A 16,812-nucleotide genomic window follows, 5' to 3' on the forward strand; every position below is an offset into this window, starting at 1 on the left:
ATCTGCCATCAATAATAGATAAATCTATTACCAACAACAGATATTGTAGAGCCAAAAATGGTATCGCCTCTATTTTTGATTACAACAATATTGATAAACTAACTGAATTTCTTGTTTTACACTAAAGACGTTAGATTAGTTCGTTTTCTTATCACGTGCGACAATATTTGGATAGATATCTTCAAAATTATGCACTAAATAATTAACGCTTTTCATCACTTCACGTCGCGTTACAATTCCGGTAAAATCTCCCTCACTACTGACAACAGGTAAAAATGGATTATCCACTAACAAATGGAGAATCAATTCAATATCATACGGATTTTCGACTGTCGGAACATCGCGCTCACAAACATCCCCTACAGTTAACGCGTTAATCCGATTTAAATCAAAATCATCTTTTCCCATCATTGCTTCTGTAATCATCGCTAGCGAAATTAATCCCACAAACTTAGAGTCATTAGCCAGTACAGGAATTCGGGCATAATGAATTTTAGTTAACATCAAAAAAGCATGGTTTAAATTATTATCAACCTGCACGTTTGCAACTTTTTCAGCAGGAATCAGAAAATGTGCTTTGTTTTGTAGTAAACCATTCAAAATTGGTTGACTTATCATGAGTTCCTCCTCAAATCAGGGCTTAATGCGATTGGATAAATCGCAAGCCACACGCAACTAAGACTGACTTAACCAATCACGCCAGACTTTTTCTAATTGTCGCAAAGCATTTCCCCGGTGACTAATTTTATTCTTTTGTGCTTCAGTAAGTTCCGCTAAGCTTTTACCTAGTTCTGGTACATAAAACAACGGATCATAGCCGAAGCCATTCTCGCCCCGCGGAATTCCTAAAATATACCCGTTAACTTCCCCTGACACAACCAAATCTTGCTTAGGCTGATCGGGTTTAGCAAACACTAATGTTGTATGAAAAGTTGCATTTCGCTTTTCACGGGGTGTATCGCTGAGCTCATACAATAATTTAGCATTATTAGCCGCATCATTATGATCACCAGCATAACGGGCCGAAAAAACGCCTGGTCGCCCATTTAAAGCGGCGACTTGCAAGCCAGAATCATCTGCTAATACTGGTAAATTCAATAAATGTGCAACAGTATCCGCTTTAAGCCGAGCATTTTCTTCAAATGTTCGCCCAGTTTCTTCAATCTTTGGTAGTTCAGGAAAATCACGTAACGTTTTAACTTGTATGCCTTCTGCAGCAAACATATCTTTAAATTCACGTGCTTTACCTAAATTACGAGTTGCAATGACAACTGTATTTCCAGCTAATGAACTTGTATCATAAGGTTGACTGAGTTGCTTAAACTGGTACTGTTGTGCCGTAATCAACTGCTCAATCCCTTTTGTTCCTAAATATAATAAATCATTTAGTTGGCTTCCGGAAAACGTTGCTTCTTCCCCGGTTCCCTGCAACTCGACAAAATCACCTGCTGCTGTCATCACAATATTCATATCTACTAAAGCTTGCTGGTCTTCCGACGCATCTAAATCTAAAACCGGTCCTATTTTTGATAACATGCCAACGCTAATTGCAGCAAGATCTGTTTTTAAAGGGTTTTGCGAAACTATCTTTTTAGTCACTAATTTAGCTAAAGCGATTTTTAAAGCTAAAAATGCCCCTGTGATGCTAGCAGTGCGAGTGCCGCCATCTGCTTGGAGCACATCACAATCCACTACAATGGTACGCGGTCCCAGTCGATTTAAATCAACTACGGCACGTAACGATCGCCCGATTAATCGCTGGATCTCGATGGTGCGACCATCTTGATGACCTTTGGTCGCTTCTCTTCGATTGCGCTGGGGCGTTGCTCGCGGCAACATACTATATTCCGCATAAATCCAGCCCTTATCTTGATCTTGTAAAAACGGGGGCTGGGTTTCGGACACCGTTGCATTACAAATCACTTTGGTTTCACCCAAAATCATTAAAACCGAGCCTTCAGGATTTTTTAAATAATTAGGAATCATTTTGAAGGGACGTAATTCATTGGTCTTCCGCGCATTATTTCTTGTTTTCATCTTTAACCTCACTGTATGTCATTAATTCAGGCAACGCAATGTGACGAACATCTAAAGCAGTTAATTTCAACCAATCATCTGCAATTTCCTGAAACATTTCAGTATTGCCAGTAGTATAAAACTCATGATGTGGCTGCCGTGTTGGTGCTGCCAAATGATTATAGTTCAGCAATGCCGATACTTGGTTAATGGTTTCCCGGCTAGGATCCACTAATTTAACTTGCGCCCCCATTTTATTTTGAATTAATGGCCGCAATAGCGGGTAGTGAGTACAGCCTAAAATTAATGTATCCAGCGGAACTTTATCAAATGGTGCCAATGATTCAGCTACAACTTTTTTTGCTACCGCAGTTTTATATTCATTACTTTCAACCAAGGAGACAAACTTAGGGCAAGCTAAACCGGTTACTTGGGTGTTAGGTGCCTGCTGTTTAATTGCCTGTTGATAAGCACGACTTTTAATCGTCCCTTCGGTGCCAATGACACCGATATGATGATTTTTTGTGGTTTTGATTGCAGCTTGACTGCCTGCTAAAATGACTCCGACCACAGGAATCGTTAATGCAGCCTGAATTTCTGGCAAAGCCGCTGCAGTTGCTGTATTACAAGCAATCACGATCATCTTAACGTGTTTACTACGTAAAAAATTCGTCATTTGCCAAGTAAACGCCTTAACTTGTTCAGTTGGCCGTGGTCCGTAGGGCATACGAGCCGTATCGCCAATATAAATGATTTGTTCATTGGGTAGCTGGCGTAGTGCTTCCTTGGCGACAGTTAAGCCACCTACCCCTGAATCCATAAAGCCAATACCTTGCTTGACATTCACCATTTATCTCTTCTTCTTTCTATAAAAATTAAACGTTGCTTTAATTTCTAACTCATACCCATATCTAGATTTTCACCTTTTTTTTACTTAAGTTCAAGTTAAACGTAATTGTTAGTCAATTTTTAAGAATTGCTGCACAACTATCCAAATCTGCTATGATTTTGCTATAATGAATGGGAAAACAAATGAGGTGATTGGGCTTATGGCAAAAAATTATTATGACAGTTTATTACACGCGGTTACGCAGCCAGAAACGTTAGGTTACGAATTATTGCGTGATATTTTATTACCTGATCTCCTAGGCCAAGAAGCGCCGGGTATTTTATATTGGGCTGGTAAAGACCTTGCCCGCCGCTTACCTTTACAGAAATTAGCGGATCTGCCTACTTTTTTTGAACAATTTAACTTTGGCCACTTAACGCTTAGCCAGCAAACTAAAAATCGCTATATTTACCGACTAGCTGGTGGACAAGTTAAACAACGCCAAAAGGCTTTTGCACAGGCTGATTTCCAACTTGAAGCTGGTTTTCTTGCACAACAAACACAACAAATTACGCAAGCAGTTGCAGAAGGGCAATTACAACCTGAACGGGATGCAATAACTATCATTATCCAAACTGATCAAACTGACCGTCCAGCCGATTCATCAACTGGACAACCGATTCAACTTCATCATTTTGGTGAAGCAACCAGATCCCAATCAAAAGCACCCACTGCTAAAACGCCTAAGAAAACTTCAACACCGGTTTCAGAACTCATGCCTAAGCGAACAGAACGACACCGCCGTTCTTGGTTTCGGCGTTAACGTTCCTCTCAATTATCATAACGGTATTTTGACCAATAAAATGGACCACCAAACAGTTTTTAAGCTGCCTGGTGGTCCAAACTTTTATTTAAAGTGTTGCATTAATACACTTAACAAAGTGATGCTACTTAATCTGTATACTGATCAAGTACTTGTTGTAATTGGTCTTTAGTGTGATAACCAACTAAAGTTTCAACAACTTGGCCATCTTTTTTAACCATTAATGTTGGAATACTCATAATCCCAAAGTTTTGTGCCGTTTCTGGGTTAGCGTCAACGTCCATTTTAGTAAACTTAACTTTGCTACCATAATTTTCGTCTTCATCTAACTGCTCAACAACAGGTGATTGCATCCGGCAAGGACCGCACCAAGTTGCCCAGAAATCAGTTAAAACAACGCCTTGGCCAGTTTCTTTATCAAAATTATTATCGGTGATCGCTTGTACCATAAAGTCATACCTCCTTTAATTGCTTATAGTCTAGCAGAAATCCCAGTGGACAACAACTAATTTGCTTACTAAAAATTAGTTGATCCATACTGATCAATAAAATTTATTTAAGCGTTACCACGGTTGCCCCATTGCCACCCGCATTTGCAGGGGCAAATTTAAATTTTTTAACTTGTCGATTAGTTTTAAGGTAATCGGTAATTCCCTGGCGCAAAGCACCAGTTCCTTTGCCATGCACAATGGTGACTTGCGCATAACCGGCTAGTAAGGCCGCATCAATATAACGATCCACATCTGCCAGTGCTTCTTCATAGCGCTCCCCACGTAAATCCAACGTGGGACTGACATGATTTCCCGTGTGAACAGTGGCAAATTGACGTCTAGGTTTAGGTTGTGCTTTAGGCGCAGTTTTTTCTAGATCACGGGTTGCAACTTTCATTTTTAAAATACCTAACTGAACTTCCCAATGATTTTTATCGAGTTGTTCTAATAAAACACCTTGTTGGCCGTAGGTTGTCACCAACACATCATCGCCAACTTTAAGTGCCTGCCGGCGCTTTTCATGTTGTAATACCTTGTTTTTAGCTAACGCTTTTTCCTGTTTCAAATTAGCTAAATTAGTTTTAGCCGCAATCAACTGATGCTCTTTGACACCATTTTTCTGATTCAGCTGTAACTGGCGCAATTGACGAATAATTTTGTCACTTTCCGTTTGGGCCCGACTGACAATTTGATTAGCCTTATCTTTTGCCTTATTCATTTGTTCTTGCCGAGCTGTGACAAATTCTTGACTAGCAGCAGCTAAATCCTGATGCAAAGTCGTCGCTTTAGCCAGCAGTGTCTGTGCTTGTGACCGGGCTTTTTCAGCAGCTTTACGTTGTGCTTCTAAATCGCTAATCATATTATTTAAATCCTGATCGTCAGCATTGATTAACTGCTTTGCCTGTGCCACGATCTGATCGGCCAAGCCTAATCGTGTCGCAATATCAAATGCATTCGATCGCCCTGGAACCCCAATTAACAACCTATAAGTTGGTTGCAGGGTTTTAACATCAAATTCCATGCTCGCATTAATCGTCTGTGGTCGGTTATAACCATAAGCTTTTAACTCAGGATAATGCGTGGTGGCCATGACATAACTATCCGTTGCACCTAATTGGTCTAAAATCGCAATTGCTAGAGCAGCTCCTTCTTGTGGATCCGTACCAGCACCTACTTCATCTAGCAACACTAAACTGTTTTGATCGACTTGTTTTAAAATGGTCACAATGTTCGACATGTGAGAAGAAAACGTACTCAGATTTTGTTCAATTGATTGTTCATCACCAATATCAGCAAAAATATTGTCAAAAACACCGACTTGACTTTCTTCCCGTGCTGGGATGAACAACCCGGCCTGGGCCATTAACTGCAGTAATCCCATAGTCTTTAACGTAATGGTTTTCCCACCTGTATTCGGGCCAGTGATAATCATTGCATGGTAATCTTCACCTAAGAAAATATCATTTGCAACAACCTTATCCGCATCAATTAAAGGATGCCGAGCCTGGCGCAAAGCAACATGATTGTCTAGGTTTAACAACGGCTCTGTTGCTTTTAGCGCTTTGGCATAACGCGCTTTGGCATTGATAAAGTCTAATTGGCCTAAAATTGTGGCATTTTGTTTGATTTCACCTTGGTAAGGGGCGATGGCTGCTGATAATTCTGCCAAAATTCGTTGAATTTCTTGTTGTTCTTGTACTTGTCGCTGACGCAACCGATTATTCAAACTTAAAACACTTTGTGGCTCAATAAATAATGTTAAACCACTTGCACTTTGGTCATGGACAACTCCGCCAAAATGCCCCCGATACTCTTGCTTCACAGGCAGTACATACCGATCATTACGAATTGTCACAATGGGTTCGCTTAAATATTTTGCGTTATTACCCCGTGTATAGGCAGTCATTTTAGCCCGAATATCGCCCTGTAATTGCTGAATGCCATCGCGAATCCCCCTCAGCTTAGTGGACGCATCATCGGTAATGTGCCCATCGCCTTCTACTGAAATCCGCAATCGCTTAGTTAGTTTAGGCAGTGTTACCAACTGTGCTTGAATTTGATCTACCTGACGCAAAGTGACTTCTTCATCCGCAAAGTCAACAAAAAAGCGGGTGACTTCATTAGCGGCACGTAAAACGCGACCAACCTCAGCTAATTCCTTGCCGTTTAAAACCGCCCCAATTGCCAATCGGTGTAAATGTGGTGCAATACTAGCTAATTCTGGAATTGGGATGGGCCCTTTCAACCTTAAAATATCCGCACCATCTTTGGTTTGATCAATCTGTTGCTGAATTTTTTGACTATCCGTCAAAGGCACTAACTGTTCAAGCTGAGCCTGCCCTAATGCAGATACCAAATAGCGTTTCAACGCTTGTTTAATTTTAGCAAATTCTAGAATCTCTAAAATTTTTGTATTCAAAGTAAACCTCCCTAACAACCTAACCTTTACTCACAAATTCTAAATGAGTTTGGGTAAATAATAGGGCTGTACTAGACAGCAAACATCTGCACAACCCTTACGATTTTATAAAAACGATCAATTTTATGTTTAAAATCTGTTACTGACATTGTCATTAAATGGCCTGCAACCACCAGTGCAAGGCAGGAATCGGTGTAAAATTCACCATTCCCTTGGCTAATAACGAGTGCCCCAATAATGCTTGAATACTTGGTGCTGGAATCAGTGCCAAAATTGTGAGGACTAAAAAGAATCCGACATACATTGTTATTAACCCAAGCACACCGCCTCCAACCGTACTTAATTGTCGTGGTAACGGATAAAACGTTAGATCTTGCAATAAAACACCAATAAACCGTGTCAATCCCCAACCAATAAATAACACGAATAAAAAAGCCACTGCAGCATAAAAAGCTGCATCTAACTTCAATCCAGTCTTTTGACTAAAAAAGACAAAACGGCTAGTTTCAGTAGCCGATTGATAAGGAACTAGCAGGGTCAGACCAGGGGCAATTTTTAAGTAACTCAATCGAGCAATAATAAAAGCAAGCAAAAAACCTAACGTGTAAACTGCTTGCATAGCCAAACCTCGACGCGTCCCCATATAATAAGCATAAGCTAAAAATATGATAATTATGATAGTTAGCATTAGTTTCCTCTTTGCTTTTCATCAGAATCATCTGATGCTGATGATTGTTGCTTTAACTGTTTATTTTCTTTTTCAAGCTGTTCAATCGTTGCTTGTTGTTTCAACTGGTCTGAGACAGTATTGATTGCAAGCAAAATTGCTGCTTGTTCGTCATCCAAGTTAGGCACTAAAGACTTAATCTGTTTTAGTTGCTCATTGACCAGCTGAGTAACCGCCTGAATGTGCGCATCAGTGGCATCTCCAATGATAATGTAAGACTTACCATCAATGACGACTTTAAACCGCCGTTTTTGCTCTGCCATCAAACGCTCCTCCTCACCAAAACACTGTTTAACTGCTTAGCATTATAACATAACCCAAGCTAGCGCAAAATAATTCAACGCCTATTATTTTAGCATGAAAAAATGTAAATAAACAGCACTTTAATTAATCATTAACCTTTTACAGGTACATTACTATCAATTCATCCAATTAAAGCCATCAAAAAAGCGAACATTCTATTTACCATAGAATATTCGCTCACAATTAGCATCAAACCAGTCATTCAATTAGCATGGGATGTTTTAGGCTTGTTCATCATCAGCCAAAAAAGTATTGAGCACTTCTTCAACCATATCCCATTCCTTATCTGATTCAATTGGATAAAGGTCCCCTTCTGCTGGATCACCTTTATCGCCAGTTTTATATGAAAAAGCCTGAATATCCACTTCTTCATCTTCAGCAGCACTGGCCGGATAAAGTAAGACATAAGATTTGCCGTAATCTTCAGAATCAAAGGTAAACAAGATTTCGTACAATTCCTCATTGCCATCCTCATCAACCAGTGTAATCTGGCGTTCATCTTCATTTTCGGGTTGTTGTTTATCGACCATATTTATTCTCCTACTTTAATTTGACAATTATTGAGCAGTGACTTAGTCTCTAGCACGTTGTGCTTCACGATCCAAAAAATTTTGTAAAATCATCACTGCTGCCAATTTATCAATCACTTGCTTGCGCTTTTTTCTGGAAGCATCAGCTTGGTCAACTAGCATCCGTTCAGCTTCAACTGTAGTTAAGCGCTCATCAATAAAATGGACTGGTAATGCAAATGTTGCGGTTAACAAACGGCCATAAGCCTGTGCTGCCTCTGCACGGGGACCAATTGTATTATTCATATTTTTAGGCAAACCAACAACAAAATCTGTTACCGTATACTGATCAACCAGCGTTTTGACCCGTTCAATTCCAAACCGTTTTTGCGCTTCATCAATCTGAATAATTTCTAAGCCTTGTGCTGTCCAGCCAAACGGATCACTCACTGCGACACCAACGGTTTTAGAACCGACATCTAATCCTAAATAACGCATTATTGCGCATCCCGATTAAGATAATGCCGCACTAGTTCTTCGATGATTTCGTCACGCTCATGTTTACGAATTAAATTACGCGCATCGTTATACCGGGGAATATACGCTGGATCACCGGATAATAAATAACCAACAATTTGGTTAATCGGGTTATACCCTTTTTCTTCCAATGCTTGATAAACAGTTTCTAACGTTTGCTGCACATTTTTAGGCTGCTCGCGACCAAATTCAAAATTAACTGTTTTATCTGATGAACTCACCTCAAACACCTCATCCTTCTCACAAAAGCTTTATGTGCCTGATAATTAAGATTACCAAGTAAAGCGCTACGACTTCAAGATACATTCTACTAGAAAAGCGCACTAGTTACAATTTTATTTTTCTGCTAAAAACTGACTAGCTGCCTGCAATGCCGCTGGTAAGCCAGCTGGATTCTTACCACCAGCCTGAGCCATGTCTGGACGACCACCGCCGCCACCGCCAACTTTTGCAGCAATTGCTTTAATCAAATCACCAGCTTTAATTCCTTTTGTAATCCCAGCTTTTGAGACAGCAGCAATTAAATTAACTTTTTTTCCACCAATGACAGTTCCTAAAACTAAAACATCCGAAAGTTGTTCTTGTTTCCACTTATCTGCTAATTGTCGCAACTGTGTCATGTCCGCACCTTTTACTGGTGCGGCAATTAAAGTAATGTCATTGATAGTTTGAACTTCTTGAAAAATATTTGCTGCTTGTTGCTGAGCAGTTTTGGCTTGTAGTTGTTCAATTTGTTTTTTGCTTTGCTTTAACTCAGTTTGTAATTGATCAACTTTGCTGACGACTTTTGACAATTGTGGTGCTTTAATCAAATCTGCAATTTGCTGCAACCATTGTTCTCGCTGCTGCAAATAATCAAAAGCTGCTTTAGAGGTGACCGCTTCAATCCGCCGTACACCAGCACCAATACCAGTTTCATTGGTAATCTTAAATAATCCTAACTCGGCCGTGTTTTTAGCGTGCGTGCCACCATCGAACTCACGTGAATAATCCCCAATTGAAACAACTCGTACTTGTTTACCATACTTTTCTTTGAAAATTGCAATGGCACCCATCTTTTTAGCTGAATCAATGTCTGTAATTATCCAATTAATTGGCAGTGCAGCCCAAATTTTTTGATTAATAATCGTTTCTAATTGATTGAGTTGTTCTGGCGTTGTTTGTCCAGCGTGTGTAAAATCAAAGCGAAGATAATCTGGCTCCACTAAGGATCCGGCTTGGTGAACGTGTTCGCCCAACACATCGCGTAACGCTTGGTCCAACAAATGGGTTGCAGTATGATTACGCGAAACATCCCGCCGGAAAGTCGGATCAACTTTTAATTGATAAAATTGGCCCTTAACTAGCGGCGCTAAAACTTTAACTGTATGCAAATTTTGACCATTAGGAGCATGTTGTACATCAGTTACTCGGGCAACCAGATTGCTTTGATCATCTAAAATTTGACCATGATCGGCAACTTGTCCACCCATTTCGGCATAAAATGGTGTTTCATCAAATATCAATTGTGCTTCACCAGTTTTAACTTGGGCCACTAATTGATCATCTGCAACAATTAATTCCAGCTTTGCCTGCTTTTTAGTTAAGTGCTCCCAGCCAATAAACTTACTTGCAACTTTAACATCTAGTAAAAGACCATGTTGTACGCCCATGCCATTATTTTGACTACGCGCAGCCCGAGCCCGTTGTTTTTGCTTTTGCATTTCTTCATTAAAACCAGCTTGGTCTACCGTTAAACCAGCATCAGCAGCATATTCTTTAGTCAACTCAAATGGAAAACCAAAAGTGTCAAACAGCATAAATACAGTCTTGCCAGTCAGTACATTTTGGTTAGCTTTTTTAGCAGCTTTAATCTGCTTATCCAATAATTTCAAGCCATCATTTAACGTGTGATTAAAGCGGTCTTCTTCAGCTTTAATTACTTTTGCAATGTAAGCTTTTTGCTTTAAGATTTCTGGGTAATAACTTGCCATAATTTTCCCGACAACAGGCACTAATTGATACAAAAATGGTTGATCGATTCCTAATTTTTTGCCATGGACCGTTGCACGCCGGATTAAACGCCGTAAAACATAACCACGCCCCACATTAGAAGGTAACGCACCATCTGAAATTGCGAAGGTCACTGCACGCGCATGGTCAGCAATTACCTTAAATGACACATCTGTTTGCCGATTTTTACCATAATGCTTATTTGCACTTAATTTTTCTGTTGCCTGAATAATTGGCAAGAACAAATCTGTTTCAAAATTTGTTTTAGTCTGCTGTACAACTGACACTAAACGTTCCAATCCCATGCCAGTATCAATGTTTTTATGTGGTAAAGGTGCGTAAGTGCCATCTGGTTTATGGTTGAATTCAGAGAACACAATGTTCCAAACTTCTAAATAGCGTTCATTTTCACCACCAGGATAATTTTCAGGATCATCTGGTGCAACATTATTAAATGCTTGTCCACGATCATAAAAAATCTCTGAGTCTGGGCCACTAGGGCCTTCCCCGATGTCCCAAAAATTGCCTTCATCTTCTAAAATATGATCCGATTGAACGCCTGCTTGCTGCCAAAGCTTTTTAGCTGCTGTGTCCTTAGGATACACGGTTACGTAGAGCTTTTCCGGATCAAAAGCCATCCATTTTGGACTGGTCATAAATTCCCAGGCCCAGTTGATCGCTTCTTTTTTAAAATAATCACCAACTGAAAAATTACCTAACATTTCAAATAGCGTTTGATGACGTGCTGTTTTACCAACATTTTCAATATCATTAGTCCGAATACTCTTTTGCGAACTGGCTAAGCGTGGATTCTTCGGGACTACCCGACCTTCAAAATATTTCTTCATCGTTGCAACACCAGAATTAATCCACAACAAAGTGGGATCAGCTTCTGGAATCAACGAGGCAGAAGGCTCAATGGAATGTCCCTTTTCTTTAAAGAAATCAAGAAACATTTGCCGAATTTGACTACTACTTAACTTTTTCATGTGTGACCCCTTTTTCTTGATACAACAAAATTAATATAAAAAACACCGCTGCCACTCAAGGACGCCTTAGCGCGGTACCACCTTGATTGCAACGATGTCTCGTTTCCTCTTAAACTCGATAACGCAGAGTTTGCGATCGCAACCGGTAGCATCAGCGGCACCAGCAACAATGTGCTCACAGTCAAAGGCACATTTCCCTGCAGAAGCTAAATCACCACGATATATCCGGTCTGATGTTTTCTGAAATCATTATAGCGAGCCAGCAACAGACTGTCAACTGCTTAGGCCCCTGGACTACCTACCAAGGCAAAGCTTACTAGCGTTTATTTTTACGCCGCTGTTCTTGCAAACTTTGACGGTGTTGCCGCCGCTGCTTTTGCTGGCTATCTTTTTTGATTGCACTATGAATGCGTTTTTTATAACCTGGTTTATGCTGCTTTTTTTGCTTTTTAACCATTCCCACCATATCTGGTGACAATGTCTTTTTCGTTTGTTGTCGTTTAAACCGCCGATTACGGTCATAGCCATCGACCAATTGCCCTCCTTTCAACCGTTTGGGTTGGAAAGTGATGCCTAATTTCTCAAGATCAGCAATGGCCCCTTCTTGTCCAGGCTCATAAATGGTAATGGCAATCCCAGATAAACCATTACGGCCAGTACGACCAACTCGGTGAATGAAAAATTCCTGATCCTTTGGCAATTCCGTGTTGATCACGTGAGAAATGCCTTGAATATCGATCCCACGTGCTGCCAAATCCGTTGCCACAATGTATTGAAACTCTAAATGTTTAATCTGACGCATTGTTCTTTTACGTTCTCGTGGTGTCAGTTCACCAGAAATTTTAGCCACTTTAAGTCCTTGAGTGCTTAAATAATCCGCAATTTCGTCAACCCGCTGTTTAGTGTTGGCAAAAATCAACTCTAAATATGGATTAGTGCTTTTAGCTAGCCGGTAAATCAAATGGTTCTTATCCCGACCGCGCGTGGAAATTAGCCAATTTTTAATGGTGGGGCTGATCACCGAAGCGGGTTTTAATTTTTCAACCACCGGATGTTTCATATATTTACGTAAAAATGGCTCTAACTTTTGCGGGATAGTCGCTGAAAATACGAGCATCTGCAATTCCTCAGAAAAAGTTGCAGCAATTTTATCAACTTCATTTAAAAAGCCCATGTCCATTGTCATGTCTGCTTCATCCACAACAAAGGTCGTCGCAGTAAAACTTTTTAATGCCTGACTATTAATTAAATCTAAAATTCGTCCTGGTGTCCCAATTACAATTTGTGGCTGATGATGATGTAGTTTATCAACTTGGCGTTGTTTATCCGTACCACCCACATAACAATGGACATGAATCGCATCAGGACTAAAATCAGCAATTTGCTTAGCCGCTTGATAAAGTTGTGTTGCTAATTCCCGACTAGGAGCTGTAATTACTACCTGAACTGCTTCATTTTTAGGGTCAAGACGATTGAAAATGGGCAGTAAGAAAGCGTGGGTTTTCCCACTACCAGTTTCTGACTGACCGATAACACTTTTACCTGCCATAACTAAAGGAATTAATTTTTGTTGAATCGGAGTCGGTTGTCGAAAATGTTGTTTGTCTAGTGCCTGCAAAATGTACGGCTTTAACTTAAATGCTTTAAATGTTGTCATAATAACCTCTTTTATTTACTCTTTTGCACAATTTGATCAAGCTGATGAATGATAGTTTCAATCTCGGTTTGACTGTAAGCACGAGCACCACTCGCCAATTCATGGCCCCCGCCTGCATGGGCTTTTGCTAACTGATTGATCACTGGTGCGTTTGAACGCAAATGTACCCGGTAATTATCGGGCGCTTGTTCAACAAAAATGCTCCAAGCGCTAACCCCAGAAATACGCCCTGGTAGCGACACAATAGCATGCGCTTGCGCAACACTGATTTGCAACTTGTTTAAAGTGTCAGCGGTCAAAACAATGTAAGCCGCACCACTAGGCAAAATCGTGATGTTTTGTAACACATAGGCCGACAAACGCGCTTGTTGCGGTGATAACGTATTTAATTGTTGGTTAATCTGCGTTGGATCAAAATCAGCCTTAACTAATTCAGCAGCAACATTTAGCGTATGCGCGCTAGTATTAGCATACATGAATCGACCGGTATCCCCCACAATGCCTGCATACAATAAACGGGCTGCACTAGCTGGTAATTGCCAATCAGCAGCTGCTTGTAGTAAGTCAAAAATTAATTCTGAGGTGCTGGACGCTTGTGGGTCCACTAACTGAACATCACCATAGGCATCATCGTTAGGATGGTGGTCAATTTTAATCAATTTTTCACCCGTATTAAACCGTTGATCATCGATCCTAGGGGTATTAGCCGTATCTGTCACAATGACCAAAGCACCTTGATAAGTTTGGTCTGTAATCTGATCCATTTGGTTAAGCCAATCTAAATCAGCAGTGGGGTGACCAACAACGTAAACTTTTTTGTCAGGAAAATTAGCCCGAATAATTTCCGCCAGACCACCTTGGGCTCCAAGTGCATCTGGATCCGCATTTTCGTGACGATGAATGATAATCACATTAAATTGTTGAATTTGTTGAATGATTTGCTGTTGCTGTGCATTTTTTTGCATGGTTATTTCCCCCGGTATCCTTCCAAAAGTTGACAAATTACAATTGCTTTAGCTACTAAACCGCCTGCTTGATGAATGTTGACATCTAACTTAGCAGAGTGTCGGCCGCTTTCCATTACTAGTGGCGTAATGGTTAATTTTGTGTCCAATTGAATGAGGCGCAAATAATGCAAGTCGACTTGATCAATGGTCGCTTGGCGTTTTAATTTGGCAACTGTTAAACGTTGACAAGCACTCACAACTAGTTCGCTGAGTACACCTAATGAAATTGTCCCAATCTGGTTAATCATCTGCGGTGTCACCACAGTTTGAAACATACCTGGATTGACCTCATTCATTTTACTAACCATTTGATCAGAAAATGTATCTTGTAGTTTTAGCGTCCCATGGCCTTCATCTAAAGCTGCCATTACATCTTGACGACTGACAATTCCTAGCAGGTGTAACCGCCGATCAACAACTGGAATTAATTCATAACCATCGTAAACCATCATGTGGCTAACGCTAGCTAAACTTGTAGACTCCGTTACACTTGCAGGTGTCGGTGTCATGACTTTATCTAATGTGGTCTGTCCACTGTAATCTAAAATATCTTTGCTAGTCACAATACCTACCAGCTGCTGGCTTTGTGTAATGACAGGGAAGCGTGAATGACTAGTCTGGCGGTTAAGTCGCTTATAATCGGCAACCGTTTGACGACTATATAAAAAACGGGTTTGTGAAACTGGAATATAAATATCTGCTACTGTTGCGATTTTATGCTTAATGGCCTGATCTGCCAAGGCTCGGTTAATCAAAGTCGCCACTGTATAAGTATCAAATGGCGTCATTAAAACAGGCAGCGCTTTTTGATCCGCTAGTTGAATGATCTCCGGTGCTGCACCTAAATCCCCAGTAATCAATACGGCAGCATCATGTTCCAATGCTAAGCGTTGGATTTCTTTTCGGTTACCCACGATTAAAAGGGAATTTTGTGTAATGTAAGGGACCATTCGATCACCGGTCATTGCACCAATTAAAAAGCGATGCAAACTTTTACCTAAACCAGCTTTACCACCTAAAACAACCCCATTTATTATTTGTAATAAAGCATGATAAGTTAAAGTTTCAATTTGAGCAGCAGGAATTTGATCAATTCGAATGGTGCCAACACGCTCAATAGTCGAAACTAAACCGCGCGTTTCAGCCGTCTTAATTGCTTGATAGGCAGTACCTTCGCTAATTGAAAGTTCTCGTGCTAATCCGCGAACAGAAATTTTCTTACCAATCGGTAATTTTTTGATGTAGCGTACGCCTTTTTCCCGTTTTGATGCCATGAATTTTCCTCCATCACTTGTGACCATCCACGTTAGTCGAATCTCAGTATACTGGTTTTAACTTTAAATTACAAAGCAAGCTTAACGCTGGTTTGATGATTTAAACAACGGTAGACGAATTTCTTCAAACGCAATGGGATTTAACGTTGTAAGTGTAATTCCTAATAATCTGATTCCCTTGCTCAGATCACCGCTATCTTGCCACAGTTGCTGTGCATAACGATTAATTGACCTTTCATCAGCAATGTAATCATTTAAGGTTAATCGCTTGGTCACCGTTTCAAAATCCCGATTACGGGTTTTTAAAACAATCGTTTTACCATGTAACTGTGCTTTAGCTAAATTAGCAGCAACCCCTTTGGCCAAACGGCGCAATTCAGCTTGGACCTGTTCTTCAGTCATTAATGGCTGCCCAAAGGTTTCCTCACGGCCAACTGATTTACGCTGCCGCTGATATTCCACCGGCCGTAAATCTACGCCATGTGCGTGCCGATACAATTGATCTCCCATTTTACCAAAGCGTTGAATCAAAGTCAGTTCCGTTAATTTTTGTAAATCAGCACCGGTATAAATATCTAATTCGTGTAATTTCGGAACCGTTTTCTTCCCCACACCATGAAATTTTTCAATGGGAAGATCATGTAAAAACGCTAAAGCTTGTTTAGGCATAATTACGGTTGTCCCCGCTGGCTTACGGTAATCTGATGCCATTTTAGCCAAAAATTTATTGTAGGAGATACCAGTAGAACTGGTTAACTGTGTTAATTGTTTAATTTGTTTTTGAATGCGCCGGGCCAACATTACGGCACTAGCCAGATCAGCTTTATTTGCTGTAACATCCAGATAAGCTTCATCTAAGGCAACATATTCGATAACATCAGTATATTGTTTAAAAATTTGGTGAACTTGTTGCGAAACTTGCCGGTAAAGCGTAAAATCCGGCCGTTTAAAAATTGCTTTAGGGCAAAGCGCCAGTGCTTTTTGTGCAGCCATTGCCGAGTGAACGCCAAAGCGGCGCGCCGAATAATTAGCTGTTGTCACCACCCCTTTACCACCAGTATCACTAGGGTCCCGAGCGATGATCAAAGGCTTCCCGACAAATTCTGGATGCTCCCGTTCCTCAATGGATGCATAAAAAGCATCCATATCAACATGAATAATCTTGCGCGAAAAATCATTGGTTAACGGAATTTGTAAAAGACCTAAGTTTGCCGTCATACTGGCACCCCCTTTTACATT

16 protein-coding genes are annotated in these 16,812 nt (G+C 40.4%); 1 reads left to right on the plus strand and 15 read right to left on the minus strand.

Going from position 1 to position 16,812, the window contains the following annotated elements; genetic code table 11:
* Positions 1-135 precede the first annotated feature (135 nt).
* The 3 genes from cbpB to racE are packed head-to-tail and all read right to left on the minus strand — an operon-like array spanning position 136 to position 2,866.
* Positions 136-618, minus strand: coding sequence for a cyclic-di-AMP-binding protein CbpB (gene cbpB / locus FC24_RS07820; protein WP_057874335.1), 483 nt, complete (start codon positions 616-618; stop codon positions 136-138).
* 57 nt (positions 619-675) lie between these two features.
* Positions 676-2,037, minus strand: a complete 1,362-nt coding sequence (gene rph, locus FC24_RS07825) for a ribonuclease PH (protein ID WP_057874336.1) — start codon at positions 2,035-2,037, stop codon at positions 676-678.
* The gene (racE, locus tag FC24_RS07830; RefSeq protein WP_057874337.1) at positions 2,021-2,866 is read right to left on the minus strand and encodes a glutamate racemase; all 846 of its coding nucleotides are present in this window, start codon (positions 2,864-2,866) and stop codon (positions 2,021-2,023) included. The genes rph and racE overlap by 17 nt, the downstream gene beginning before the upstream one ends.
* Before the next feature lie 199 nt (positions 2,867-3,065).
* Here racE and FC24_RS07835 point away from each other — a divergent pair, with 199 nt between their 5' ends.
* Positions 3,066-3,668 (plus strand): DUF2507 domain-containing protein, encoded by a 603-nt coding sequence (locus FC24_RS07835; protein ID WP_057874338.1) that lies wholly within the window; start codon positions 3,066-3,068, stop codon positions 3,666-3,668.
* Positions 3,669-3,796: 128 nt separating this feature from the next.
* Here FC24_RS07835 and trxA read toward each other — a convergent pair whose 3' ends face one another.
* From trxA to dinB, 12 genes are all read right to left on the minus strand, one after another.
* Positions 3,797-4,117 (minus strand): thioredoxin, encoded by a 321-nt coding sequence (gene trxA / locus FC24_RS07840; protein WP_057874339.1) that lies wholly within the window; start codon positions 4,115-4,117, stop codon positions 3,797-3,799.
* 103 nt (positions 4,118-4,220) lie between these two features.
* A complete protein-coding gene (locus FC24_RS07845) occupies positions 4,221-6,578 on the minus strand; it encodes an endonuclease MutS2 (protein WP_057874340.1) in 2,358 nt (785 codons plus the stop codon).
* 154 nt (positions 6,579-6,732) lie between these two features.
* A complete protein-coding gene (locus tag FC24_RS07850) occupies positions 6,733-7,266 on the minus strand; it encodes a CvpA family protein (protein ID WP_057874341.1) in 534 nt (177 codons plus the stop codon).
* Complete coding sequence (locus FC24_RS07855) at positions 7,266-7,568, minus strand: cell division protein ZapA (protein ID WP_057874342.1); 303 nt, start codon at positions 7,566-7,568, stop codon at positions 7,266-7,268. Before FC24_RS07855 ends, FC24_RS07850 begins: the two co-directional genes overlap by 1 nt.
* A gap of 261 nt (positions 7,569-7,829) precedes the next feature.
* Positions 7,830-8,138 carry a DUF1292 domain-containing protein gene (locus tag FC24_RS07860; protein WP_057874343.1) on the minus strand — a complete coding sequence of 103 codons (309 nt, stop codon included), beginning with the start codon at positions 8,136-8,138 and terminating at the stop codon, positions 7,830-7,832.
* A 42-nt stretch (positions 8,139-8,180) separates the two neighbouring features.
* Positions 8,181-8,615 carry a Holliday junction resolvase RuvX gene (gene ruvX, locus FC24_RS07865; RefSeq protein ID WP_057874344.1) on the minus strand — a complete coding sequence of 145 codons (435 nt, stop codon included), beginning with the start codon at positions 8,613-8,615 and terminating at the stop codon, positions 8,181-8,183.
* A complete protein-coding gene (locus FC24_RS07870; protein WP_057874345.1) occupies positions 8,615-8,875 on the minus strand; it encodes an IreB family regulatory phosphoprotein in 261 nt (86 codons plus the stop codon). Before FC24_RS07870 ends, ruvX begins: the two co-directional genes overlap by 1 nt.
* Positions 8,876-8,989: 114 nt before the next feature.
* Positions 8,990-11,635, minus strand: coding sequence for an alanine--tRNA ligase (gene alaS / locus FC24_RS07875; protein ID WP_057874346.1), 2,646 nt, complete (start codon positions 11,633-11,635; stop codon positions 8,990-8,992).
* A gap of 316 nt (positions 11,636-11,951) precedes the next feature.
* Positions 11,952-13,292: a DEAD/DEAH box helicase gene (locus tag FC24_RS07880; protein WP_057874347.1), complete on the minus strand. Its 1,341-nt coding sequence runs from the start codon at positions 13,290-13,292 to the stop codon at positions 11,952-11,954.
* 11 nt (positions 13,293-13,303) lie between these two features.
* Positions 13,304-14,257: a DHH family phosphoesterase gene (locus tag FC24_RS07885; protein ID WP_057874348.1), complete on the minus strand. Its 954-nt coding sequence runs from the start codon at positions 14,255-14,257 to the stop codon at positions 13,304-13,306.
* A 2-nt stretch (positions 14,258-14,259) separates the two neighbouring features.
* Positions 14,260-15,573 carry a DRTGG domain-containing protein gene (locus FC24_RS07890; RefSeq protein ID WP_057874349.1) on the minus strand — a complete coding sequence of 438 codons (1,314 nt, stop codon included), beginning with the start codon at positions 15,571-15,573 and terminating at the stop codon, positions 14,260-14,262.
* 81 nt (positions 15,574-15,654) lie between these two features.
* A complete protein-coding gene (gene dinB, locus FC24_RS07895; protein WP_057874350.1) occupies positions 15,655-16,791 on the minus strand; it encodes a DNA polymerase IV in 1,137 nt (378 codons plus the stop codon).
* Positions 16,792-16,812 lie beyond the last annotated feature (21 nt).

The organism is Loigolactobacillus rennini DSM 20253, from assembly GCF_001436505.1.
Lineage (GTDB): Bacteria > Bacillota > Bacilli > Lactobacillales > Lactobacillaceae > Loigolactobacillus > Loigolactobacillus rennini.